Origin of the sequence: Klebsiella sp. HMSC16A12 (genome assembly GCF_001808265.1) — a bacterium.
Taxonomy (GTDB): domain Bacteria; phylum Pseudomonadota; class Gammaproteobacteria; order Enterobacterales; family Enterobacteriaceae; genus Klebsiella; species Klebsiella pneumoniae.
Genome location: NZ_KV792573.1, coordinates 1 through 23586 on the forward strand (window position 1 = coordinate 1; position 23586 = coordinate 23586).

23 protein-coding genes are annotated in these 23586 nt (G+C 59.7%); 16 read left to right on the forward strand and 7 right to left on the reverse strand.

The genetic code is table 11. The features are described from left to right. Positions 1 to 202 precede the first annotated feature (202 nt). Together HMPREF3140_RS08390 and HMPREF3140_RS08395 are read left to right on the forward strand one after the other, a co-directional pair. Complete coding sequence (locus tag HMPREF3140_RS08390; RefSeq protein ID WP_032411823.1) at positions 203 to 1189, forward strand: fatty acid desaturase; 987 nt, start codon at positions 203 to 205, stop codon at positions 1187 to 1189. Continuing rightward, on the forward strand, positions 1182 to 1982 hold the full coding sequence (locus HMPREF3140_RS08395) for a phosphate/phosphite/phosphonate ABC transporter substrate-binding protein (RefSeq protein WP_009484363.1): 801 nt from the start codon (positions 1182 to 1184) through the stop codon (positions 1980 to 1982). Before HMPREF3140_RS08390 ends, HMPREF3140_RS08395 begins: the two co-directional genes overlap by 8 nt. Before the next feature lie 37 nt (positions 1983 to 2019). Here HMPREF3140_RS08395 and HMPREF3140_RS08400 read toward each other — a convergent pair whose 3' ends face one another. Together HMPREF3140_RS08400 and HMPREF3140_RS28680 are read right to left on the reverse strand one after the other, a co-directional pair. Beyond that, positions 2020 to 2142 carry a nitrilotriacetate monooxygenase gene (locus HMPREF3140_RS08400; RefSeq protein ID WP_004145488.1) on the reverse strand — a complete coding sequence of 41 codons (123 nt, stop codon included), beginning with the start codon at positions 2140 to 2142 and terminating at the stop codon, positions 2020 to 2022. 297 nt (positions 2143 to 2439) lie between these two features. Beyond that, positions 2440 to 2583, reverse strand: a complete 144-nt coding sequence (locus HMPREF3140_RS28680) for a hypothetical protein (RefSeq protein ID WP_004219597.1) — start codon at positions 2581 to 2583, stop codon at positions 2440 to 2442. Between the two features lie 176 nt (positions 2584 to 2759). Here HMPREF3140_RS28680 and tdcA point away from each other — a divergent pair, with 176 nt between their 5' ends. The 5 genes from tdcA to pflB all read left to right on the forward strand — a co-directional run bounded on the left by tdcA (position 2760) and on the right by pflB (position 9700). Further along, entirely contained in the window at positions 2760 to 3701 is a 942-nt protein-coding gene (gene tdcA, locus HMPREF3140_RS08410) for a transcriptional regulator TdcA (RefSeq protein WP_002910764.1), read from the forward strand. A gap of 93 nt (positions 3702 to 3794) precedes the next feature. Next, positions 3795 to 4784 carry a bifunctional threonine ammonia-lyase/L-serine ammonia-lyase TdcB gene (gene tdcB, locus HMPREF3140_RS08415; RefSeq protein ID WP_002910762.1) on the forward strand — a complete coding sequence of 330 codons (990 nt, stop codon included), beginning with the start codon at positions 3795 to 3797 and terminating at the stop codon, positions 4782 to 4784. 25 nt (positions 4785 to 4809) lie between these two features. Then, the gene (gene tdcC / locus HMPREF3140_RS08420) at positions 4810 to 6141 is read left to right on the forward strand and encodes a threonine/serine transporter TdcC (RefSeq protein WP_032411820.1); all 1332 of its coding nucleotides are present in this window, start codon (positions 4810 to 4812) and stop codon (positions 6139 to 6141) included. A gap of 27 nt (positions 6142 to 6168) precedes the next feature. Next, positions 6169 to 7377: a propionate kinase gene (tdcD, locus tag HMPREF3140_RS08425; RefSeq protein WP_002910759.1), complete on the forward strand. Its 1209-nt coding sequence runs from the start codon at positions 6169 to 6171 to the stop codon at positions 7375 to 7377. Between the two features lie 28 nt (positions 7378 to 7405). Beyond that, the gene (gene pflB / locus HMPREF3140_RS08430) at positions 7406 to 9700 is read left to right on the forward strand and encodes a formate C-acetyltransferase (protein WP_004899045.1); all 2295 of its coding nucleotides are present in this window, start codon (positions 7406 to 7408) and stop codon (positions 9698 to 9700) included. 51 nt (positions 9701 to 9751) lie between these two features. On the opposite strand, the gene HMPREF3140_RS28685 is transcribed toward pflB, so the two are convergent. After that, entirely contained in the window at positions 9752 to 9898 is a 147-nt protein-coding gene (locus HMPREF3140_RS28685; RefSeq protein ID WP_004225356.1) for a hypothetical protein, read from the reverse strand. A gap of 289 nt (positions 9899 to 10187) precedes the next feature. Here HMPREF3140_RS28685 and HMPREF3140_RS08440 point away from each other — a divergent pair, with 289 nt between their 5' ends. The 5 genes from HMPREF3140_RS08440 (at position 10188) to HMPREF3140_RS08460 (ending at position 15154) form a co-directional block, all read left to right on the forward strand. Beyond that, the gene (locus HMPREF3140_RS08440; RefSeq protein WP_004189329.1) at positions 10188 to 11246 is read left to right on the forward strand and encodes a branched-chain amino acid ABC transporter substrate-binding protein; all 1059 of its coding nucleotides are present in this window, start codon (positions 10188 to 10190) and stop codon (positions 11244 to 11246) included. A 109-nt stretch (positions 11247 to 11355) separates the two neighbouring features. Continuing rightward, positions 11356 to 12270, forward strand: coding sequence for an ABC transporter permease subunit (locus HMPREF3140_RS08445; RefSeq protein ID WP_070552934.1), 915 nt, complete (start codon positions 11356 to 11358; stop codon positions 12268 to 12270). Positions 12271 to 12279: 9 nt separating this feature from the next. Next, on the forward strand, positions 12280 to 13566 hold the full coding sequence (gene livM, locus HMPREF3140_RS08450) for a high-affinity branched-chain amino acid ABC transporter permease LivM (RefSeq protein WP_004148804.1): 1287 nt from the start codon (positions 12280 to 12282) through the stop codon (positions 13564 to 13566). Further along, positions 13563 to 14438, forward strand: coding sequence for an ABC transporter ATP-binding protein (locus HMPREF3140_RS08455; protein ID WP_070552935.1), 876 nt, complete (start codon positions 13563 to 13565; stop codon positions 14436 to 14438). The genes livM and HMPREF3140_RS08455 overlap by 4 nt, the downstream gene beginning before the upstream one ends. Then, positions 14435 to 15154 (forward strand): ABC transporter ATP-binding protein, encoded by a 720-nt coding sequence (locus tag HMPREF3140_RS08460; protein WP_004175491.1) that lies wholly within the window; start codon positions 14435 to 14437, stop codon positions 15152 to 15154. The genes HMPREF3140_RS08455 and HMPREF3140_RS08460 overlap by 4 nt, the downstream gene beginning before the upstream one ends. Positions 15155 to 15159: 5 nt before the next feature. Here the strand turns inward: HMPREF3140_RS08460 and HMPREF3140_RS08465 are convergent, their stop codons facing one another. Beyond that, positions 15160 to 16053, reverse strand: coding sequence for a LysR substrate-binding domain-containing protein (locus HMPREF3140_RS08465; RefSeq protein WP_002910720.1), 894 nt, complete (start codon positions 16051 to 16053; stop codon positions 15160 to 15162). A 283-nt stretch (positions 16054 to 16336) separates the two neighbouring features. Between HMPREF3140_RS08465 and pckA the strand changes: the two genes are divergently transcribed. Then, positions 16337 to 17980, forward strand: a complete 1644-nt coding sequence (pckA, locus tag HMPREF3140_RS08470) for a phosphoenolpyruvate carboxykinase (ATP) (protein ID WP_070552936.1) — start codon at positions 16337 to 16339, stop codon at positions 17978 to 17980. Between the two features lie 49 nt (positions 17981 to 18029). Here the strand turns inward: pckA and HMPREF3140_RS08475 are convergent, their stop codons facing one another. Next, positions 18030 to 18506, reverse strand: a complete 477-nt coding sequence (locus tag HMPREF3140_RS08475) for a GNAT family N-acetyltransferase (RefSeq protein WP_002910717.1) — start codon at positions 18504 to 18506, stop codon at positions 18030 to 18032. A gap of 98 nt (positions 18507 to 18604) precedes the next feature. Here HMPREF3140_RS08475 and HMPREF3140_RS08480 point away from each other — a divergent pair, with 98 nt between their 5' ends. From HMPREF3140_RS08480 to HMPREF3140_RS08490, 3 genes are all read left to right on the forward strand, one after another. Then, a complete protein-coding gene (locus tag HMPREF3140_RS08480) occupies positions 18605 to 19531 on the forward strand; it encodes a LysR family transcriptional regulator (RefSeq protein ID WP_002910715.1) in 927 nt (308 codons plus the stop codon). Positions 19532 to 19834: 303 nt separating this feature from the next. After that, entirely contained in the window at positions 19835 to 21130 is a 1296-nt protein-coding gene (locus HMPREF3140_RS08485; RefSeq protein ID WP_004152313.1) for an MFS transporter, read from the forward strand. Between the two features lie 11 nt (positions 21131 to 21141). After that, positions 21142 to 21951: a substrate-binding domain-containing protein gene (locus HMPREF3140_RS08490; RefSeq protein ID WP_074195549.1), complete on the forward strand. Its 810-nt coding sequence runs from the start codon at positions 21142 to 21144 to the stop codon at positions 21949 to 21951. On the opposite strand, the gene HMPREF3140_RS08495 is transcribed toward HMPREF3140_RS08490, so the two are convergent. Next, a complete protein-coding gene (locus HMPREF3140_RS08495; protein WP_004152315.1) occupies positions 21926 to 22825 on the reverse strand; it encodes an L-proline-binding transcription factor PsrA in 900 nt (299 codons plus the stop codon). The two genes, HMPREF3140_RS08490 and HMPREF3140_RS08495, sit on opposite strands and share 26 nt — an antisense overlap. Positions 22826 to 22934: 109 nt before the next feature. Continuing rightward, positions 22935 to 23417: a cold-shock protein gene (locus HMPREF3140_RS08500; RefSeq protein WP_002910657.1), complete on the reverse strand. Its 483-nt coding sequence runs from the start codon at positions 23415 to 23417 to the stop codon at positions 22935 to 22937. Between the last annotated feature and the right edge of the window lie 169 nt (positions 23418 to 23586).

A 23586-nucleotide genomic window follows, 5' to 3' on the forward strand; every position in this document is an offset into this window, starting at 1 on the left:
CCGTAGGCCCGGCAAGCGCAGCGCCGCCGGGCGATGGACCTGTTTAAACACCGCCAACCTGTTGCGCCATGGACGGTATTCTCTTTGCCCTGCTGAATACAAACGCGCTTTTTGGCAAAGCTAAGTCAATTAAATACTTTGTTATTTAACGTGTTATCTCACATCTTCGGTGGGAATGTGGCAACACGGCAAGGTATCGGAAGTGACGGAAAAGAAGACGGCTGTCTATGTGGATGACCAACAGCGCATCCTGATCCGCCAGCTGGCGCGCGGCTGGCTGTGGCGCAGCGAGCTGCCGACCTGGCTGCTGATTGTGACGGTTTACGGCGGCTGGTTTGCCTGCGTGGCGGGCTGGCGGACGCTGGGACTGTTTCCGGCCACGCTGCTGTTGATCTGGTTTACCGCCTGGTATATGTCCTTACAGCATGAGCTGATCCATGGGCATCCCACCCGGCTGGCATGGTTTAACCAGCTGTTGGGGACGCTGCCGCTGGCGGTCTGGTATCCCTATGGCGTCTACCGCGACAGCCACCTGGCGCACCATCGCAACCATCTGCTGACGCACCCTGAGGATGACCCCGAATCGTACTACGTAACGGCGGAAAGCTGGCAGCGCTTCTCAGCCTGGCAGCGCCGCCTTATCCACCTGCGCAACACCTTCTGGGGGCGTCTGCTGCTGGCGCCGATGATGGATATTATTCACACCCTGAACAGCGCGCTGCGGGCTTTCCGCGAGGGCGACCGCCGCGCTATCGCCATGTGGAGTCTGCATCTGTTGCTGCTGACGGGCCTGCTGACCTGGATGGCGGCGCAGGGTTTTTCTCCGCTGTGGTTTGTGCTGGCGGTGAGCTACCCGGCGCTGGCCCTGACCAAAGTACGCTCTTTTCTCGAACACCGCGCCGCGGATGACCCGCTGGCCCGCTCGGTGATCAACGAGGCCGGGCTCCCCTGGCGGGTGCTGTTTCTCAATCTCAACTACCATGCGGTGCATCATGATCTGCCAGGGGTCCCCTGGTACGCTTTACGTCAACTGTATCTGCATCGCCAGGCGGCGTATCTGCAGCGTAATCAGGGGTTCCTGGTGCGCGGGTACGGCAAGTGGCGACGCCATTTTAGCCGCCGGGCGGTGGCGGTGAATGCCCATCCGGGCTTTGGCGAGCAGGCGCAGGCGGGAGGAGAACATGGCTGAACGCATGACCTTTCCGATGTATGCCATCCACCGTCAACAGACCCAGGCCCTGTGGCAGACGGTGCAGTCGCTGCTGGACGAACGCGGCGTGATGGTGGCGGGGGACCCTCCGGCGGCTGACCCCGGGGATCTGCTGGCTCACTGGCGCCAGCCGACGCTGTTGCTGAGCCAGACCTGTGGCTACCCGCTGGTGACCCAATTGCCGGAGGTGCAGACGGTGGGCTGCTTCCACTACGCTGCGCCCGGTTGCGAAGGGCGCCGCTATCGCAGCCTGCTGGTGGTCCGCGAAGCGGATAGTCACCGGATGCTGGGGGACTTTTTTGGCCGTCGGGCGGTGTGCAATGCCGAGCACTCGCAGTCCGGCTACAACGTACTGCGTAAAATGGTCGCGCCGCTCTCCCGGGAGGGGCGTTTTTTTTCAGCGGTGATGTTCAGCGGCAGCCATCGGCAATCGCTGCGCGAACTGCAGCAGGAAAACGCCGATATCGCCGCCATCGACTGCGTGACCTACGCGCTGCTGCAGCGCCATCAGCCGCAGGCTCTGGCTGGCCTGGTGGCGATCGGCTGGAGCCCGGCCGCGCCAGGGCTGCCGCTGATCACCGCCGGCGCCACCCCGGCGGCAACGCTGAATAGCCTGCGCGAGGCGCTCCAGCAGCTGGTAAGCGATGATCGCTATCGTTCCCTGTGCGACGCCTTGCTGATCTGCGGCTATAGCGATATGTCGCGGGAGGCCTATGCGCCGCTGCTGGCGTGGCGGGATGAGGCCGCGGCGCTGGGGGTCAGCCAGCTATAGGCGAAATGCCTGGGCCAGCGATCTGCGCCGGGGCGGGCTATAGCGGCTGGTCCCACGGCTGGGCGCTGAGATCCATTCGCAGATAGGAAGAGAGCAGGTCGACAGCCAGCTGGTCGCTCATCAGCTGCTCGTTAAGCTGCTGGCGCAGCCGCGGGATCATCTCTTCACGATAGGCCGGGTCGTTGTTTTATGGATTTGTGATCGGCAACACAAATGACTCTCCAATGGCCGTCGTAAAAGATAAATTACCAGGGTTGATTTTAATCAAAGTATGACCAACTGCGCTATGGCGGAAAAAAGATCGCTGCCTATCGCGACCCAAAAGAAAAATTGTGAATTTAATGTTTCTTTGGTGTAAATAATGACCGTGCATTTTCCCCAACCGCCGGGGATAAAATGTGATGCCCGACCGGCTTGTCGTTAAATAATGGCGTTTATTACGTCTGCTTTTTATTCTTTACAGCATTAATTTAATTTTCGGCTTTCTTCTCACCCTGATAGCGCGGGTCGAATAACGTACAAAAGGCGTATTTTTTATCGCCATTTCGCCGTCGATGTTATCGCCATCAATTATTTTTATCCCCGCATTCGGCCACGGCAAAAGGCGCGCAAATAGCGTTCATGATGCTTTTAATATATTGATTTTACTTTACTTATTCTGGCTCGTGGATCCTGCTTATCCGCCGCGGCGGAGCCTTTGTGAGAGCTCTCACATAACCCGGCAATTGCGATTTGTTACACTTTCCGCCGTCAACAAAGGAATGAAAGTGAGACGCGATGAATACTTTTTCTCTGCCTAAAACACAGCATCTGGTAGTTTTCCAGGAAGTGATCCGCAGCGGGTCAATCGGGGCCGGAGCAAAAGCGTTAGGACTCACTCAGCCGGCGGTCAGTAAAATTATTGGCGACATGGAGAGTTATTTTGGCAGCGAATTAATCGTCCGGCGAAATACCGGCGTCTCGCTCACCGAGGCCGGGCAGGTATTTCTCAACTGGTCAGAAGCGATCACCCGTGAAATGAAAAATATGGTCAATGAAATGAATGCTCTGACCAACAGCGCGGTGGTGGATGTCTCCTTTGGTTTCCCTTCGCTGGTCGGGTTTACCTTTATGTCGGAGATGGTGCATCAGTTTAAAATGACTTTCCCCAAGGCGCGGGTCTCGATGTATGAGGCGCAGCTCTCCGCCTTTTTGCCGGCAATCCGCGACGGGCGCCTCGACTTCGCCATCGGGACGCTGAGCGATGAGATGAAACTGCAGGACCTGCACGTCGAGCCGCTGTTTGAGTCTGAGTTTGTGCTGGTGGCGAACCGGGCGCGGATCGGCAACGGCACCGTCCGCCTGGCCTCGCTCCAGCACGAGCAGTGGGTGCTGCCGGAGACCAATATGGGCTACTACAGCGAACTGCTGACCACCCTGCAGCGCAGCGGTATCCGCCGTGAAAATATCGTTAATACCGATTCGGTGGTGACGATCTATAACCTGGTGCTCAATGCCGATTTTCTGACGGTGATCCCCTGCGACATGACCACGCCGTTTGGCTCGAGCCAGTTTGTCACCATCCCCATTAAAGAGGCCTTGCCGGTGGCGCGCTATGCGGCGGTATGGTCGAAAAATTACCGGTTAAAAACCGCCGCGGCGTCGCTGGTGGAGATGGCGAAACACTATTCCTCGGGGCAGGGCAACCGCCACTGGCAGCCATTACAAATTATTGCGTAACTGAAAGTCGTTAAATAATCCAACACACGTCCTCGCTGTTATCAGCAGGATGACGCCCGGTCATTGACTTTATATTAAGATACAGAGGCCATAATGCATATTACCTACGATCTTCCGGTATCTATTGACGATATTCTCGAAGCGAAACAACGCCTCGCGGGAAAAATATATAAAACAGGCATGCCCCGTTCGAATTATTTTAGCGAGCGCTGCCAGGGCGAAATATTTCTTAAATTCGAAAATATGCAGCGCACGGGTTCATTTAAAATTCGCGGCGCCTTTAATAAACTGTGCGGTTTAACCGCGGCGGAAAAACGCAAAGGGGTGGTGGCCTGCTCAGCGGGCAACCACGCCCAGGGCGTCTCGCTCTCCTGCGCCATGCTCGGCATCGACGGGAAAGTGGTGATGCCGAAAGGGGCGCCGAAATCGAAAGTTGCCGCCACCTGTGATTATTCGGCGGAAGTGGTGCTACATGGCGATAATTTTAACGATACCCTCGCCAAAGCCAGCGATATTGTTGAACTTGAGGGCCGCATTTTTATTCCCCCCTATGACGACCCGCAGGTTATCGCCGGGCAGGGGACGATTGGACTCGAAATATTAGAAGATCTGTATGACGTGGATAATGTCATCGTGCCCATTGGCGGCGGCGGCTTAATTGCCGGTATCGCGATTGCGATTAAATCCATTAACCCGACAATCCGCATTATCGGCGTGCAGTCGGAGAATGTTCACGGCATGGCCGCCTCCTGGTATGCCGGGGAAATCACCAGCCATCGCCACGCCGGCACCTTAGCCGATGGTTGCGACGTCGCCCGCCCGGGGAAACTGACCTATGAAATCGCCCGCCAGCTGGTGGATGACATCGTCCTGGTGAGTGAGGATGACATTCGCCAGAGCATGGTCGCCTTAATTCAGCGCAATAAAGTGATCACCGAAGGGGCCGGGGCGTTAGCCTGCGCCGCGTTATTAAGCGGCAAACTCGACAGCTATATCCAGAACCGCAAAACGGTCAGCCTGATTTCCGGGGGCAATATCGATCTCTCCCGGGTATCGCAAATTACCGGTTTTGTTGACGCTTAATTCAATACATAAGTGAGGACAGGATATGAGTACGACTGAGAGCATTGCAACCAGCCAGACAAGCCTTTCGTCCTGGCGTAAATCTGACACCACCTGGACCCTGGGCCTGTTTGGCACCGCTATCGGCGCCGGGGTGCTGTTTTTCCCGATCCGCGCCGGCTTCGGCGGGCTGATCCCGATCCTGGTGATGCTGGTGCTGGCCTATCCCATCGCCTTTTATTGCCATCGGGCCCTGGCCCGGCTATGCCTGTCGGGGGCTAACCCCTCCGGCAATATCACCGAAACGGTGGAAGAGCATTTTGGCAAAACCGGCGGGGTGGTGATCACCTTTCTGTACTTCTTCGCCATCTGCCCACTGCTGTGGATTTATGGCGTCACGATCACCAATACCTTTATGACTTTCTGGGAGAACCAGCTGCAGATGCCGGCTCTCAACCGCGGGGTGGTGGCGCTGCTCCTGCTGCTGCTGATGGCGTTTGTCATCTGGTTTGGTAAAGACCTGATGGTCAAGGTGATGAGCTATCTGGTGTGGCCGTTTATCGCCAGCCTGGTGGTGATCTCCCTGTCCCTGATCCCCTACTGGAATAGCGCGGTGATTGACCAGGTCAACCTCAGCGATATCGCCTTAACCGGTCACGACGGCATTCTGGTGACGGTATGGCTGGGCATCTCCATCATGGTGTTCTCCTTCAACTTCTCGCCGATCGTCTCCTCGTTTGTGGTCTCCAAACGCGAAGAGTATGAAGCGCAGTTTGGCCGCGAGTATACCGAACGCAAATGCTCACAGATCATCTCCCGGGCCAGCATGCTGATGGTGGCGGTGGTGATGTTCTTCGCCTTCAGCTGCCTGTTTACCCTCTCACCGCAGAACATGGCGGACGCCAAGGCGCAGAATATCCCGGTGCTCTCCTATCTGGCGAACCACTTTGCCTCGATGTCGGGCACCAAATCCACCTTTGCCACCCTGCTGGAGTATGGCGCGTCGATCATCGCCCTGGTGGCCATCTTCAAATCGTTTTTCGGCCACTATCTCGGCACGCTCGAAGGGCTGAACGGTCTGATCCTGCGCTTTGGCTATAAAGGGGATAAAACCCGGGTCTCCAGCGGCAAGCTCAATACCCTGAGCATGGTGTTCATCATGGGCTCGACCTGGGTGGTGGCGTATGCCAACCCCAATATCCTCGACCTGATTGAGGCCATGGGCGCGCCGATTATCGCCTCGCTGCTGTGCCTGCTGCCGATGTACGCCATTCGTAAAGCGCCTTCGCTGGCCAAATACCGTGGCCGTCTCGACAACCTCTTTGTGACCGCTATCGGTCTGCTGACCATCCTCAACATTGCTTACAAACTGTTCTAATCCGGCTCAGGCCACGCGGAGTACAACATGACTGAATTTCCGGTAGTACTGGTGATTAACTGCGGCTCGTCGTCAATCAAATTTTCCGTCCTGGACGCCGCCAGCTGCGACTGCCTGCTCAACGGCGTGGCCGAGGGCATCAACGCGGAACGGGCGTCTCTCTCGCTCAACGGCGGCGAGCCGGTGGCGCTGGCGCAGCGCGGCTACGAAGGCGCCCTGCAGGCGATTGCCGGGGCATTAGCCCAACGCGACCTCATCGACAGCGTGGCCCTGATTGGCCACCGCGTCGCCCACGGCGGCGACCTGTTCACCGAGTCGGTCATTATTAGCGAGGAGGTTATCAATAACATTCGCCAGGTATCGTCCCTGGCCCCGCTGCATAACTACGCCAGTCTCAGCGGCATCGCCTCGGCGCAGCGGCTGTTCCCGGAGGTGATGCAGGTGGCGGTCTTTGATACCAGCTTTCACCAGACCCTGGCCCCGGAAGCTTTTCTCTATGGTCTGCCGTGGGAGTATTACCAGAATCTCGGGGTACGCCGCTACGGTTTCCACGGCACCTCGCACCGCTATGTGTCCCAGCGCGCCCTGGCGCTGCTCGGGTTGCCGGAGCAGGAGAGCGGCCTGGTGATCGCCCACCTGGGCAATGGCGCCTCGATCTGCGCGGTGCGTAACGGCCGCAGCGTGGACACCTCGATGGGGATGACGCCGCTGGAGGGGCTGATGATGGGCACCCGCAGCGGTGATGTCGACTTCGGCGCCATGGCGTGGATTGCCGGGGAAACCCGGCAGACCCTCAGCGACCTGGAGCGGGTAGCCAACACCGCCTCCGGCCTGCTGGGGATCTCCGGTCTTTCCTCCGACCTGCGGGTGCTGGAGCAGGCGTGGCATGAGGGCCATGCACGCGCCCGCCTGGCGATTAAAACCTTTGTCCATCGTATCGCCCGCCATATTGCCGGCCACGCCGCGGCGCTGCAGCGTCTCGACGGCATTATTTTCACCGGCGGGATTGGCGAGAACTCGGTGCTGATCCGTCGGCTGGTGAGCGAGCGGCTGGCGGTCTTTGGCCTTGCGATGGACGCCGCCCGCAATCAGCAGCCCAATTCGGCCGGCGAGCGCCTGATCTCCGCCGACGGCAGCCGGGTGCGCTGCGCGGTTATTCCTACCAATGAAGAGCGCATGATTGCCCTCGATGCGATCCGCTTAGGCCGGATCCACACCGCGGCGGCGCTGGCCTGACTTTTTATTCTGTAGAGAGACGATGTTCATGAAAGTAGATATCGATACCCAGGATGTACGATACGCCGACGCCTGGCTGGGCTTTCGCGGTACGGCGTGGCAAACGCAGATCGACGTTCGCGACTTTATTCAGCATAACTACACCCCTTACGAGGGCGATGAGTCTTTCCTCGCTAACGCGACGCCAGCGACCACCGCCCTCTGGGAGCAGGTGATGGCCGGGATCCGCGTCGAGAACGCCACCCATGCGCCGGTGGATTTCGACACCAATGTCGCCACCTCCATCACCGCCCACGCGGCGGGCTATATCAACCAGCCGCTGGAAAAGATCGTCGGCCTGCAAACGGACCAGCCGCTGAAGCGCGCCCTGCATCCTTTTGGCGGCATCAAGATGATCAAAAGCGCCTTCGAGGCCTATGGTCGCGAAATGGATCCTGACTTTGAGTATCAGTTTACGGCGCTGCGTAAGACCCACAATCAGGGCGTTTTTGACGTCTATTCCCCGGATATGCTGCGCTGCCGTAAATCCGGGGTGCTGACCGGGCTACCGGACGGCTATGGCCGCGGACGGATCATCGGCGATTACCGCCGCGTGGCGCTGTACGGCATTCGCTATCTGGTCCGCGAACGTGAGCTGCAGTTTGCCGACCTGCAGCCGGCCCTTGAGCGCGGCGAGGCGCTGGAGGCCACCCTGCGCCTGCGCGAAGAGCTGGCCGAACAGCGGCGCGCGCTGCTGCAGATGCAGGAGATGGCGGCCCGCTACGGCTGCGATATCTCTCTCCCGGCGCGCACTGCCCGGGAGGCGGTGCAGTGGCTCTACTTCGCCTACCTGGCGGCGGTGAAGTCGCAGAACGGCGGCGCCATGTCGCTGGGGCGCACGGCCACCTTCCTCGACATCTATATCGAACGCGATCTGCGCGCCGGTTTATTGAATGAGGAGCAGGCCCAGGAGCTCATTGATCACTTCATCATGAAGATCCGCATGGTGCGTTTCCTGCGCACCCCGGAATTTGATTCGCTGTTCTCCGGGGATCCCATCTGGGCGACGGAGGTGCTGGGCGGCATGGGGCTGGATGGTCGCACCCTGGTCAGCAAAACCACCTTCCGCTATCTGCATACTCTGCATACCATGGGCCCGGCGCCGGAGCCGAACCTGACCGTGCTCTGGTCGCAAGCGCTGCCGGCGGCGTTTAAAAAATATGCCGCCCGGGTCTCTATCGCCACCTCGTCGCTGCAGTATGAGAACGACGATCTGATGCGCAGCGATTTTCACAGCGACGACTACGCCATCGCCTGCTGCGTCAGCCCGATGGTGATCGGCAAGCAGATGCAGTTCTTCGGCGCCCGCGCCAATCTCGCCAAAACGCTGCTCTACGCGATTAACGGCGGGGTGGATGAGAAACTGAAGATTCAGGTGGGGCCGAAAACCGCACCGTTGCGCGATGAGGTGCTGGACTACGACACCGTGATGGCCAGCCTCGACCACTTTATGGACTGGCTGGCGGTGCAGTACATCAGCGCGCTGAACATCATCCATTGCATGCATGATAAGTACAGCTACGAGGCGGCGCTGATGGCCCTGCACGACCGCGACGTCTACCGCACGATGGCCTGCGGCATCGCCGGCCTGTCGGTGGCAGCGGATTCGTTGTCGGCGATAAAGTACGCCCGGGTGAAGCCGGTGCGCGATCACCACGGGCTGGCGGTGGACTTTGTCATTGAAGGCGACTATCCGCAGTACGGCAACAACGACGATCGGGTTGATGCCATCGCCTGCGACCTGGTGGAGCGCTTTATGCGCAAAATTCAGGCGCTCCCCACCTGGCGTCAGGCGGTGCCGACCCAGTCGATCCTGACCATCACCTCCAACGTGGTATACGGCCAGAAAACCGGCAACACCCCGGACGGACGTCGGGCGGGGACGCCGTTCGCTCCGGGGGCCAATCCGATGCATGGCCGCGACCGGAAAGGGGCGGTGGCGTCGCTGACCTCGGTGGCGAAACTGCCGTTTACCTACGCCAAAGATGGCATCTCGTATACCTTCTCCATCGTGCCGGCGGCGCTCGGCAAAGCCCCGTCAGCGCAGGAAAACAACCTGGTGGGCCTGCTGGACGGCTACTTCCACCACGAGGAGACGGTGGAGGGGGGACAGCATCTCAACGTCAATGTGCTGAACCGGGAAAAGCTGCTCGATGCGATAGAACACCCGGAGCAGTATCCGAATCTGACGATCCGCGTCTCCGGCTATGCGGTCCGCTTTAACGCGCTGACCCGCGAACAGCAGCAGGATGTGATCTCCCGAACGTTCACCAGTCAACTCTGAGCGGCCACCGGGTCACAGGAGAGCCTTTAACGGGCTCTCCTGTTATCATCTTCACATTACCGCAACAAAATAATCACCACTGTTGATCATATTCGCATTTTTGCACCACGCTGGCGCGCAGCGACCGCTAACTGCATCTATGTTTAGCTCACGGGCCGGTACGGATACCGCGTTGTCCGGCTCGCCACGTGATGGCAACCGATCTCCTGACCTGAAAGGGAATGCGCCCTTGCCGGATGCGGCACGGGTTGCCGTCGCGTGCGTACCGACCGGGGCGACTGTTCTCCGGTGTTCCACTCCTTCCTGGCGGGATTTTTGCTTCTTCCACCCTGGCCGTCCTGGCGCTGCGCCAACGTCGGCACCACACGGTAAGTGATATTTTCTGCGTCATTCCATGACGCCAGGCTTTACATCGCTGAGGAATATCCGAATGTCTTTGAAACTGAAAACAATGACGCTTCATGTTGTGATAGCAGGTTGTATGAGCATGGCCTTTTACGCCCAGGCAGACGTGAAGATCGGCGTCGCCGGGCCCTTTACCGGCCCCAACGCCACCTACGGCGCCCAGTACTGGAAGGGAGCCTCGCAGGCGGTGGCCGATATCAATGCCGCCGGCGGCATCAAAGGCGAAAAGATTGTGCTGGTGCAGGGGGATGACGCGTGCGAACCGAAGCAGGCGGTGGCGGTGGCCAACCGGCTGGTGGATGAAGCGAAAGTCTCCGCCGTGGTGGGGCACTTTTGCTCTTCCTCAACGATGCCGGCCTCCGAGGTATATGACGAAGCCGGGATCCTGACCATTACCCCCGGCTCGACCAACCCGCAGATCACCGAGCGCGGCATGAAAGATCTCTTCCGCATGTGTGGTCGTGACGATCAGCAGGGGGCGATCGCCGCCAACTATATGCTGGACGTGCTGAAGGCGAAGAAAATCGCCGTGATCCACGATAAAGACACCTATGGTCAGGGGCTGGCCGATGCCACCCGCGCGGCGCTGGCGAAGCGGGGTACCAAAGAAGTGTTGTACGAAGGCCTTTCCCGCGGTGAAAAAGACTTTAACGCCCTGGTGACCAAGATCGGCGCCCTCAAGCCGGACGTGGTCTACTTTGGCGGCTGCCATCCGGAAGCGGGCCCGCTGGTGCGCCAGATGCGCGAGCAGGGGGTGCAGGCCAAATTCTTCTCCGGCGACTGTATCGTCACCGAGGAGCTGGTCACGGCCGCCGGCGGGCCGCAGTTCACCAACGGCGTGCTGATGACCTTTGGTCAGGATCCGCGCACCCTCCCGGACGGCAAAGCGGTGATCGAGAAGTTCCGCGCCAGCGGCTTTGAGCCGGAAGGTTATACCCTCTACGCCTACGCCTCCATTCAGGCTATCGCCGCGGCCTGGAACGCCGTCGGTACCGATAACGCCAAAGCCAGCGACTGGCTGAAGAGCCACGACGTCGAGACGGTGATGGGCAAGAAAGCCTGGGATGGCAAAGGCGACCTCAAGGTGTCCGACTACGTGGTCTATCAGTGGGACGACAAGGGCAAATATCACCAGCTCTGATCGGCCACGACCTGATGACGCTCTGTCCTTTTGACTTGCGAATTGTCACATAACGGCGGTTGACCGGGAACGGAACCCGGCGGCCGTCTGCCTGGCGGCTGGAGGGGCTATGACGGCGTTTTTTCTGCAACAACTGATCAATGGGCTGACGCTGGGCGCGGTGTACGGCTTAATCGCCATCGGCTACACCATGGTGTATGGGATCATCGGCATGATCAACTTCGCCCACGGCGAGGTCTATATGATCTCCGCCTACCTGTGCGCCATCGGCCTGGCGCTGCTCTCTTTCTTCGGGATCCACTCCTTTCCGCTGCTGATTTTCGCCACCCTGGTGTTCACCATCGTGGTCACCGGCGTATACGGCTGGGCGATCGAGCGCATCGCCTACCGGCCGCTGCGCAACTCGACGCGGCTGGCGCCGCTGATCTCGGCTATCGGGATGTCGCTGATCCTGCAGAACTATGTCCAGCTGAGCCAGGGGCCGAACCAGCAGGGGATCCCGACGCTGCTTAGCGGCGCGTTGCGCATGACGGTGGGCGATGGGGTGGTGCAGATCACCTGGACCAAGGTGTTTATTTTCGTCGCGGCGCTGGTGGGGATGCTTATCCTGACCTGGATTATTCAGTATACCCGGCTGGGGCGCATCTGCCGCGCCACCCAGCAGGACCGGCGCATGGCGGCGATCCTTGGCATCAATACCGACCGGGTGATCTCCCTGGTGTTTGTCATCGGCGCGGCGATGGCCGGTCTGGCCGGCGTGCTGGTGACCATGAACTACGGCACCTTCGACTTCTATATCGGATTTATTATCGGCATCAAAGCCTTCACCGCCGCGGTGCTGGGCGGGATCGGCTCGCTGCCTGGCGCGATGCTGGGTGGTCTGCTGCTTGGGGTGGCCGAAGCCCAGTTCGCCGGGCTGGTGAATTCGGATTACAAAGACGTCTTTTCCTTTGCGCTGCTGGTGGCGATCCTGATTTTTCGCCCGCAGGGGCTGCTGGGACGTCCGCTGGTGGCCAAGGTCTAAGGAGGCTTTATGGGTGAAATTACGCGCCAGCCTGCGCGGGCTATCCAAAACGCGCTGATCGACAGCGTACTGGCCGGCCTTTGCGCGTTAATTGTCTTTGGCCCGATCGTCGGCGTGGTGCTCAAAGGGTATGGTTTTACCCTCGCGCCTGCGCGGGTGGCGATTCTGGTGGCGGTGGTGATGGCCGGCAGGCTGGCGCTCAGTCTGCTGCTGCAGAGCCACAGGGGAAAAGCCTTTATTGCCCGCTTTGAGGGGGCGGATGACGGGGTGTACGTCCGGCCGCCGGGCTACCGCTCGCGGCTGCGCTGGATAATACCGCTGCTGGTGGGGCTGGCCATTGTCTTTCCGTTTCTCGCCACAAAATATCTGCTGACCGTGGCCATTCTTGGGCTGATCTACGTTCTGCTTGGCCTGGGGTTGAATATTGTGGTGGGCCTCGCGGGCCTGCTCGATCTGGGCTATGTGGCGTTTTACGCCATCGGCGCCTACGGCCTGGCGCTGGGCTACCAGTACCTGGGACTTGGCTTCTGGGCGATGCTGCCGCTGGGGGCGGTGATGGCGGCTCTCGCCGGGGCGTTGCTGGGCTTTCCGGTGCTGCGTATGCATGGCGACTATCTGGCCATCGTCACCCTCGGCTTTGGCGAAATTATCCGCCTGGTGCTCAACAACTGGGTGAGCTTCACCGGCGGCCCTAACGGCGTACCGGTGCCATCCCCCACGCTGTTTGGCCTCGAGTTTACCCGCCGGGCGAAAGATGGCGGCATCCCCATCCATGAGTTTTTCCACGTCAGCTACAACCCCAACCTGAAATTCATCTTTCTCTACGCCGTGCTGTGTCTGGTGGTGATGCTGGTGCTGCTGGTGAAGCATCGCCTGACGCGGATGCCCATCGGCCGCGCCTGGGAGGCGCTGCGCGAGGATGAGATCGCCTGTCGGGCGATGGGGCTCAATCACGTGCTGGTGAAGCTCTCGGCGTTTATGCTCGGCGCGTCGACGGCCGGCATCGCCGGGGTGTTCTTCGCCAGCTATCAGGGGTTTGTTAACCCGACGTCGTTCACCTTTTTTGAGTCGGCGCTGATCCTGGCGATTGTGGTGCTCGGGGGAATGGGCTCCACCCTGGGAGTGGTACTGGCGGCGTTTGTTCTGACGGTCACCCCGGAGCTGCTGCGCGGCTTTGACGAATATCGGGTGCTGCTGTTCGGCGTGCTGATGGTGATGATGATGATCTGGCGGCCGCGCGGCCTGGTGCGCACCAGCCGCAGCGGGGTTGCGTTGCGAAAAGGAGTCGCGCCATGACCGACAGCATCTTACGCGTTGAGCATCTGATGATGCATTTCGGCGGCATCAAAGCGCTGAATGATGTCAATCTGGAGGTGGAGCGGGGGTCGATCACCGCCCTGATAGGCCCCAACGGCGCGGGCAAGACCACGGTGTTTAACTGCCTGACCGGTTTTTATCGGGCGACGGGGGGCAGTATCGTGCTGCGGGCGCGGGAAAAGGTCACCGATGTCATTCAGGTGCTGGGGCAGAAGCTTCACCCGGACGATTTTCTCCACCCGGCGCAGCTGGGGAGGCGGATCTATTACAAGATGTTCGGTGGCACCCATCTGGTGAACCGCGCTGGCCTGGCGCGCACCTTCCAGAATATACGTTTATTCCGCGAGATGTCGGTGATCGAGAACCTGCTGGTGGCCCAGCATACCCAGGTCAACCGCCATCTGCTGGCCGGGATCCTCAATACCCGTGGGTATCGGCAGGCGGAGAGTCAGGCGCTGGATCGCGCTTTTTACTGGCTGGAGGTGGTGGAGATGGTGGACTGCGCCAACCGTCTGGCGGGGACCCTCTCCTACGGACAGCAGCGGTGGCTGGAGATCGCCCGCGCCATGTGCACCCGTCCGGAGATGATCTGTCTGGACGAGCCGGCCGCCGGTCTCAACCCGGTGGAAACCCAGGCGCTGAGCCGGATTATTCGCTTTCTGCGCCAGCAGCACGGCATCACGGTGCTACTGATCGAGCATGATATGGGGATGGTGATGGAGATTTCGGATCATATCATCGTCCTCGATCACGGGGACGTCATCGCCCGCGGCGCGCCGCAGGCGATCCAGGCCAACGCCAGCGTGATTGCCGCCTATCTAGGCGCTGAGGAAGAGGAGACGCGCCGATGAGCCAGCCTTTGCTTGCCTTTAATGAGGTGGATGTCTTCTACGGGCCGATCCAGGCCCTGAAGCAGGTCTCCCTCACCGTCAACGAGGGGGAGACGGTGGCGCTGATCGGCGCCAACGGCGCCGGTAAATCAACGCTGCTGATGTCGGTCTTCGGCCAGCCGCGCATTGCCGGCGGGGAGATTTTCTATCGCGGGGAGGCGATCAGCCGGAAATCGACCCACTTTATCGCCAGCAACGGCATCGCCCAGGCCCCGGAAGGGCGGCGCATCTTTCCCGATATGACCGTCGAGGAGAATCTGCTAATGGGGACCATTGCCATTGGCAACCGCTATCAGGCCGAGGACAAGGCGCGAATGTACCAGCTGTTCCCCCGGCTGGAAGAGCGGCGGGGACAGCGGGCGATGACCCTCTCCGGCGGCGAGCAGCAGATGCTGGCCATCGCCCGGGCGCTGATGAGCCGACCGCGCCTGCTGCTGCTGGATGAGCCGAGCCTGGGGCTGGCGCCGCTGGTGGTGAAGCAGATTTTTCAGATCCTGCGCGAGCTGACGGCCCAGGGGATGACGCTGTTTCTGGTGGAGCAGAATGCCCGCCATGCCCTCAACCTGTCGGACCGCGCCTACGTGATGGTGAACGGCCAGATCCGCCTGAGCGGTAGCGGCCAGACGCTGCTCAACGACCCGGAGGTGCGTAAGGCATATCTGGGGATCAGCGGCTGAGGGGGTTATTCCCGCGGTTCGTTACGGGTTTTAATGTGCTGCCAGAAACGTTCGGCGGCCTGGTTAAGCCGCGAGCCGGAGCGGTAGAGCCAGGCGCCGATCGGCAGCGACAGGCTCTCATCGAGGATCGTCAGCCGGCCTTCGTCCAGCTCGCGCTGAATGGAGTACTGCGGCAGCCAGCCCACGCCGTCGCCATTGAGGATCATGCGCTTGAGCAGCTCACTCATGGAAGAGACAAAGGTGAGAGAGAAGGTGATCTCCGGCGTGCGGTCGATCACCTGGTTCACCTGGCGCCCCATATAGCTGTCGTTGGCGTATTTCATCAGCGGCAGCACGCCGCGATGTAAATGAAACAGCGGGCGGCCATGTTCGTCGCAGGGGGAGACCAGGTGCAGATAAGAATCAAAAATTTTATGATTAATAAACGGATAGTTCATCAATTCTTCATTATAGAAGGAGAGGATAAAATCGCTTTTTCCCTCTTTCAGGTTAAATACGGCGTCGTTGACGTTAATCGATTCAACATGAAAAGTCTTATTTTTACGGTCGGTGTAACCGGCGATGATCTCGGGCAGTAATAACACCGACAGCGAAGGGGCGGCGTCGATCCTTATTTTCTGGGTAGTGTTATTTAAGCCTTTAATACGGCTGATCTGAAAATCCATGTCATCGAGCATATTTCGCGCATAGCCGACAAAAATTTTCCCGCGGTTGGTCAGCTGCAGAGGGTTGGCGCTACGATCGAAGATGCTGAATCCGAGGGAAGCCTCCAGCGACTGGATGCGTCGGCTGAACGAGGACTGAGAGATGTTGCGGGCTTTGGCCGCCAGGGTAAAGCTGCGCGACTCCTCGAGGGCAATCACATCATACAGCCATTTTACTTCCAGATTTGCCAACACCGATCCAGTCCTCAAAAACGCAATAAAGGCTATGCAATTTTAGCATAGCGCATAGAAACTATGCAATTAACATAATTATCGACAGGTGTTAACATTTTTTGGAAAGTTGAGATTTATGAATGCATATCGGCGACCCTACATGAGCACGATATGAAATCGCGACTCACGGTTATTTATTGCTTTATTTCATTGTCCAGGACTTATCTTATTAAATAGCCGGCGACGATGACGAAAGCAATGAATAACCCAGGCCTCTTACCTTAAATAGTTTGTCAGGAGTTCCATGTCACAACAAATTGAATCAGTAAAAATGGCTCTGCAGGAGCTGGGGATTAATGCAAGCGGCGAATTCTTTTACAACCCTGATTACGATTTGCTTATTGCACATGAAACCTCTCCTGAGCTGACCGGCGCGGCCCGCGGCGTGATGACCGACTCTGGCGCTGTGGCTGTTGATACCGGGATCTTCACCGGCCGTTCGCCGCGCGATAAATACATCGTCCGCGACGAACAGACTCGCGACACCGTCTGGTGGGCAGACTCCGGCCTCGGCCGTAATGACAATAAGCCGTTATCGCCAGACGTGTGGCGCAGCCTGAAAAGCCTGGTCGCGGGCCAGCTGAGCGGCAAAAAACTGTACGTCATCGACGCCTGGTGCGGCGCCAGCCCGGACACCCGTCTTGGCGTACGCTTCGTCACCGAGGTGGCGTGGCAGGCCCACTTTGTCAAAAACATGTTCATCGTGCCAAGCGCCGACGAGCTGGCCAGCTTTACGCCAGACTTCGTGGTGCTCAACGGCGCGGGCTGCACCAATGCCAACTGGCAGGCGCAGGGGATGAACTCCGAGAACTTTGTCGCCTTTAATCTCAGCGAGCGTATTCAGCTCATCGGCGGTACCTGGTACGGCGGCGAAATGAAGAAGGGGCTGTTCTCGGTCATGAACTACCTGCTGCCGCAGAAAGGCATCGCGTCGATGCACTGCTCGGCCAACCGTGGCGAAGCAGGGGACGTGGCGCTGTTCTTCGGCCTCTCCGGGACCGGGAAAACCACCCTGTCGACCGATCCGCATCGTCAGCTGATCGGCGATGATGAGCACGGCTGGGACGATGACGGCGTGTTTAACTTCGAAGGCGGCTGCTACGCTAAGACCATCAATCTCGATCCGCAGGCGGAGCCGGAGATTTATGGCGCCATCCGCCGCAATGCGCTGCTGGAAAACGTGGTAGTGCGCGCTGACGGCAGCGTGGATTATGCCGACGGCAGCAAAACCGAAAACACCCGCGTCTCCTATCCGCTGTCGCATATCGACAATATCGTCAAGCCGGTGTCCCGCGCGGGCCATCCGTCGAAGGTGATTTTCCTTGCCGCCGATGCGTTTGGCGTCCTGCCGCCGGTCTCCCGTCTGACCACCGAGCAGATGCAGTACCATTTCCTGTCGGGTTTCACCTCGAAGCTGGCGGGCACCGAGCGTGGCATTACCCAGCCGACGCCGACCTTCTCCGCCTGCTATGGCGCGGCGTTCCTGCTGCTTCACCCGACCCAGTACGCCAGCGTACTGGCGGCGAAGATGGCGGAATCCGGTGCCGAAGCCTGGCTGGTCAACATCGGCTGGAACGGCGAGGGCAAACGCCTGTCGCTGCGCGATACCCGCAGCATCATTAGCGCGATCCTCAACGGCACTACCGGCCCGCTGCGCGAGGAGACCATCCCGGTGTTCGGTCTTGCGATCCCGCAGAGCATTCCAGGGGTAGACAGCGCGGTGCTGGATCCGCGTAATGGCTGGAGTTCAGCGGATAAATGGCAGGAGAAGGCCGAGAGCCTGGCTCAGCTGTTTATGGATAACTTCAAGCAGTACAGCGATACCGAAGCGGGTGCGCGTCTGGCGCTGGCCGGTCCGCAGCTGCAGAAGAGCGCGGTCGAAGCCTGATCCGCGGCCAGCAGGTCGACGCCTGGCGCCGACCTGCTGGCGAGCCGCTTTACTCCGCAAAGGCCCGCAGCGCATCGCCAGTGAGGCGATAACGCACCCACTCATCCTGCGGCTGCGCGCCAATGCTCAGATAGAAATCAATCGCCGGCTGGTTCCAGTCGAGCACGCTCCACTCCAGACGCCCGCACTGACGTTGTACAGCATATTGCGCGATGGTTTTCAGCAGCGCTTTTCCGGCGCCGATCCCGCGATAGTCGGGGGTGACGTACAGATCCTCCATATAGATACCATTGCGTCCAAGCCAGGTGGAGTAGCTGGTGAAGAACACCGCGTAGCCCACCGCTTTGCCCGCCACCTCGCAGATCAGCGCTTCGGTTTTGCTGCCGCTGGCAAACAGCGTCTCTCTGATCTCCTCTGGCGTCGTCACTACCTCTTCGGGGGCTTTCTCGTAGACCGCGAGTTCATAAATCATGTCGTAAATAGCGGTGGCGTCGTCCGGGGTGGCCTGGCGGATTGTGATGCTCATGGGTTGTCCTGTATCCATAGTCAAAAGAGAGCAAAATTGCTGACCCTGAGGATAAGCGGTATTGTGAAAAGAATTAAGTGCAATGAAATCAGCAAACGATGAATATTATGCATCCTGTCCTGCGCCGGATTGACCTCAACCTGTTGCCGGTCTTTGACGCGGTCTATCGCTCCCGCTCGGTACGCCTGGCGGCGGAAGAGCTGGCGATGAGCACCTCGGCGCTGAGCCATGCGCTTTCCCGGCTGCGCAGCGCCCTCAACGATCCGCTGTTCTACCGCGAAGGCCACCGGATGTGCCCCAGCGTCTATGCCAGCCAGCTGGCGCCCTCTATCGCTTCGGCGCTGAAGTTTCTCAACCAGGAGCTGACGCCGCCGGCGGCGTTTGTGCCGGCCGCCAGCACCGACTGCATGCAGATTGCGATCACCGATTTCACCGCGTTCTGCGTCTTTCCGACGCTGATGCATCACCTGCAGCGTGAGGCGCCCGGGCTGCGGTTTGAGCTCCGTTATCTGCCCCACAGCCCGGCGCTGACCGAGCTGCTGGCGGGCGAGGTCGACCTGGCCCTCGGGTTCAATACCCCTGACGAGCCAGCCCATCCCGATCTTGAGGAGATTAACTGGCTGCGGGACGAATATGTGGTCATCAGCCAGGCCAACCGGACGGCGCTGACCCTGGACGCCTACCTTGCGGCCCGTCATCTGGTGGTGACCCCGTGGAATGAGCGGCAGGGGGTGCTGGACTGTGAGCTGGAGCGACAGGGCTATTCGCGGCAGGTGGCGATGAAAACCCCCTCGATGCTGAGCGCGCCCTTTATTATTGAGCAGAGCGACCTGTTGATGGCGCTGCCCCGGCGGGCGGCGGAGACGATGGCCCGCGCCGCCCGGCTGACCATTTTCCCGCTGCCGTTTCCGGTTCCGCCGTTTGACGTCAAGATTTACGCCCACCAACGCAGCGGGAAACGCGAGGCTACCCGCTGGCTTATCTCCCTGTTGCAGACGCTGGTGGGGGAGTCCACCGCTTCCTGACGCGCTTTCCAGCCGGCAGGGTATTTCGTTACCCCAGGCCAGGTTTTATGCCTTCAACCCACGGCGACATATCCTGGCCCCGGTCACAAAACGGAAAACTGACTTTTTCGCCGTCACCCGCGGCGTGGTTAGGACGGTGTGTGTTAAATGATTGTATGTAAAAGTAATGTTAATTAGTTAAATGTTATTCATGCGTAAAATGCATTAGTGGATGCGTTTATTACGCTTATTTCGTTCCCGGTTCTGTTTCAGTCTTCAGCGACAGGCGCGCGACAACGCGTGGATAACAAACTGGAGACCTGCATGCATTCAACAACCTCACAGATGAGTACCCGTGACCGGATCGGCGCCATTCTGCGCGTCACGTCCGGTAACTTTCTCGAACAGTTCGACTTTTTTCTGTTCGGGTTTTATGCCACCTACATCGCCCATACCTTTTTTCCGGCGAGCAGTGAATTCGCCTCGCTGATGATGACCTTCGCAGTCTTTGGCGCCGGCTTTTTGATGCGCCCCATCGGCGCTATCGTACTTGGCGCCTATATCGACAAGGTGGGGCGGCGCAAGGGGCTGATCGTCACCCTGTCGATCATGGCCACCGGCACCTTCCTGATCGTGCTGATCCCCTCTTATCAGACCATTGGCCTGTGGGCGCCGCTGCTGGTGCTGATCGGCCGTCTGCTGCAGGGCTTTTCCGCAGGCGCCGAGCTGGGCGGGGTGTCGGTCTATCTGGCCGAGATCGCCACCTCGGGCCGCAAAGGCTTTTACACCAGCTGGCAGTCGGGCAGTCAGCAGGTTGCCATCATGGTGGCAGCCGCGATGGGCTTTGCCCTCAACGCGGTACTGGAGCCGAGCGCTATCAGCGACTGGGGCTGGCGTATTCCGTTCCTTTTCGGCTGCCTGATTGTTCCGTTCATTTTTATCCTGCGCCGTAAGCTGGAGGAGACCCAGGAGTTTACTGCCCGCCGCCATCATCTGGCGATGCGCCAGGTATTCGCCACCCTGCTGGCGAACTGGCAGGTGGTTATCGCCGGGATGATGATGGTGGCGATGACCACCACCGCGTTCTACCTGATCACCGTCTATGCCCCGACCTTTGGTAAAAAGGTGCTGATGCTCAGTGCCTCTGACAGCCTGCTGGTCACGCTGCTGGTGGCGATTTCCAACTTCTTCTGGCTGCCGGTGGGCGGGGCGCTGTCCGACCGCTTTGGCCGCCGGTCGGTGCTGATCGCCATGACCCTGCTGGCGCTGGCTACCGCCTGGCCTGCGCTGACCATGCTGGCGAACGCTCCGAGCTTTTTGATGATGCTGAGCGTGCTGCTGTGGCTGTCGTTTATCTACGGCATGTACAACGGGGCGATGATCCCGGCGCTGACCGAAATTATGCCCGCCGAAGTGCGCGTGGCAGGTTTCTCGCTGGCCTACAGCCTGGCGACCGCGGTGTTTGGCGGCTTCACGCCGGTGATTTCCACGGCGCTGATTGAGTATACCGGTGATAAAGCGTCTCCCGGCTACTGGATGAGCTTTGCCGCCATCTGCGGCCTGCTGGCCACTTGCTACCTCTATCGCCGTAGCGCCGTTGCGCTGCAGACGGCACGTTAATCAGGGAGAAGATGATGCGTAAAACGACAGGAACCCTGCTGGCCACGCTGCTGCTGGCCGCCACCGGCGGCAGCGCGTTGTCCGCTGAGGTCACCGTGATGATCTCCGGCGGCTTCAAAGCGGCGCTGGAAAAGCTGGCCCCGGCGTGGGAAAAACAAACCGGCAACCACCTCGTGGTGATCCCTGGCCCGTCGATGGGAAAAACGCCGCAGGCGATCCCTAACCGTCTGGCGCGCGGCGAACACGCGGACGTGGTGATCATGGTCGGGGACGCGCTGACCAGCCTCGAGAAAGCGGGCCGTACGCAACCGGACTCGCGCCGGGAGCTGGCCGACTCGCCGATCGGCGTGGTGGTGAAGGCGGGGGCGCCGCTGCCGGCTATCCACGACGCAGACCAGCTGCGGGCTACGCTGCTGGCGGCGCCATCGGTCGCGTACTCCGACAGCGCCAGCGGACGCTATGTCAGCTCGACGCTGTTCCACACCCTGGGCATTGATGACGCGATGCAGAGTAAAGCGCAGATGGTGGAGCGCATTCCGGTGGCCTCGGAAGTGGCCAAGGGACGGTATGCGATCGGTTTTCAGCAGGTGAGCGAACTGCTGCCGGTGCCCGGCGTAACCTTCGTCGGCGAACTGCCGGATAACCTGCAGTACATCACCCGCTTTGCCGGGGCGGTGACCATCAGCGCCGAGCACCCGCAGGAAGGCAAGGCGCTGCTGACGTATCTGGCGTCACCGGCGGCGCAGGAGACCATCCACGCCACCGGTATGCGAAGCGTGTCCGCCGCCGCGCCGGTCAGCCAGAAGGATACTGTTCAATAATCAGCTTCTCCAGCTCTGCCGCCACGTAGGACTGAATACGGCCGCTGAGGCGGATCAGGCCTACCGTACGCGTGACCACCGGGTCGGTGAGCGGCACAGCGCGGAGAACGGAATGCTCCCCGGCGGGCATCGACATCGCGGGCACGGCGGCAATGCCGATGCCCGCTTCCACCATCCCCAGCATCGTGGTGACGTGGCGGGTTTCGCAGATACTTGGCCGCGCCGGCGTCAGATGCGCCAGCTCCCGGTCAAGCAGCGTCCGGTTGCCGGAGACCCGATCCAGGCCAATATAATCCTGTTCAAAATACGCCTGCCAGCTTAGGTGCGTCTTGCGCGCCAGCGGATGATCGTGCCGACAGGCGGCCACATAGCGGTCGTCGGCAAGAGGGGTGAATTCGATACTGGCTGGCAGGTTTTTGGCAAAGCAGAGGCCAAAGTCAGCCTGTCCGCTGCTGACCGCCTCGATCACATTCCCGACGCTGCTGTCAATCAACCGGATGCGCACCTGGGGATAACGCGCCTGAAAGCTGCGGATGATTTCCGGCATAAAGTAGTAGGCGGCGGAAGGCACTGTCGCCACCGTCACCAGCCCGGTGCGCGCCTTGCTGACCTGGCTGATATCCGCCAGCACCGTCTCGACATGGGCCAGCAGCTGCTCCGAACGTTCGGCAAAATTTTGCCCATACAGCGTGAGGGTCACCCGCCGGGTGGTGCGATCGAACAGCCGGTTGCCCAGCGCCGTCTCCAGCTTTTCGATGCGTCGGCTAAGGGCCGACTGCGACAGGCAGATGGATTCGGCCGCCAGCCGAAAACTGCCATATTCCATCAGGGCGCGAAAGGCGTAGAGATCGTTGAAGTCAAAATTTACGGGCATGGCGGCATCCTTATCGGCTGTCTGGCGCCATCGCCCCGTCCGGCGAGGGGCGATGGCGGGTAGCATATCGGGCAGGACTTCGGGCGCGCGGGAAACCGCGCGCCAGGGCTTACACCTTAAGCAGTTTTACCGTGGCATCGATATCGATTTCGTCTTCCGAAAAGATCAGGGTTGTCCCCTGAAAGGTGGTGATCGCCAGCTTTTTCACCGAGCGCATCTCTCCCGGCTGCACCGTGGCTTTTGGCCGGATGCTGTTCATCAGCAGCCCGACCGACAGCACGGCGTTTTCTTTATCGACGCGGGTCTCGACCGGCTCTTCTTCCCGGTACACCACATAGGATTTGATGGAGGTCAGCTTCAACCGCTCGCCGGCAATATAGATATATTTGCTTTCCGGAATGACCTTCACCGCGTAGGCCGACAGCCCTTTATTGTTGGTGGTAGGTTCGAAAGTCACCGCCGCGTCTTTCTTGATAAGATCAGGATTGGCGACCTTAATCACGTGAAAATAACGATTTTCGCCGTTTTCATCTTTGATAAATCCAAAACCTTTATCTTTAAACCACGTTGTGATTGTTCCGTTCATCGCCATTACCGTATTACTCGTTGGTTAACACAAATTTTGCAGCGCGCAGTGTAAAGCACATTGCCTGTACAGGCCATGCCTTTGCGATAAGTGTGGGTGATAAATGACGCCGCCGCTAGGGGCGGATTGTGCGCCAGCATCGTGCCGGTGGGCGAAATGAGGTACTATCGCCAGC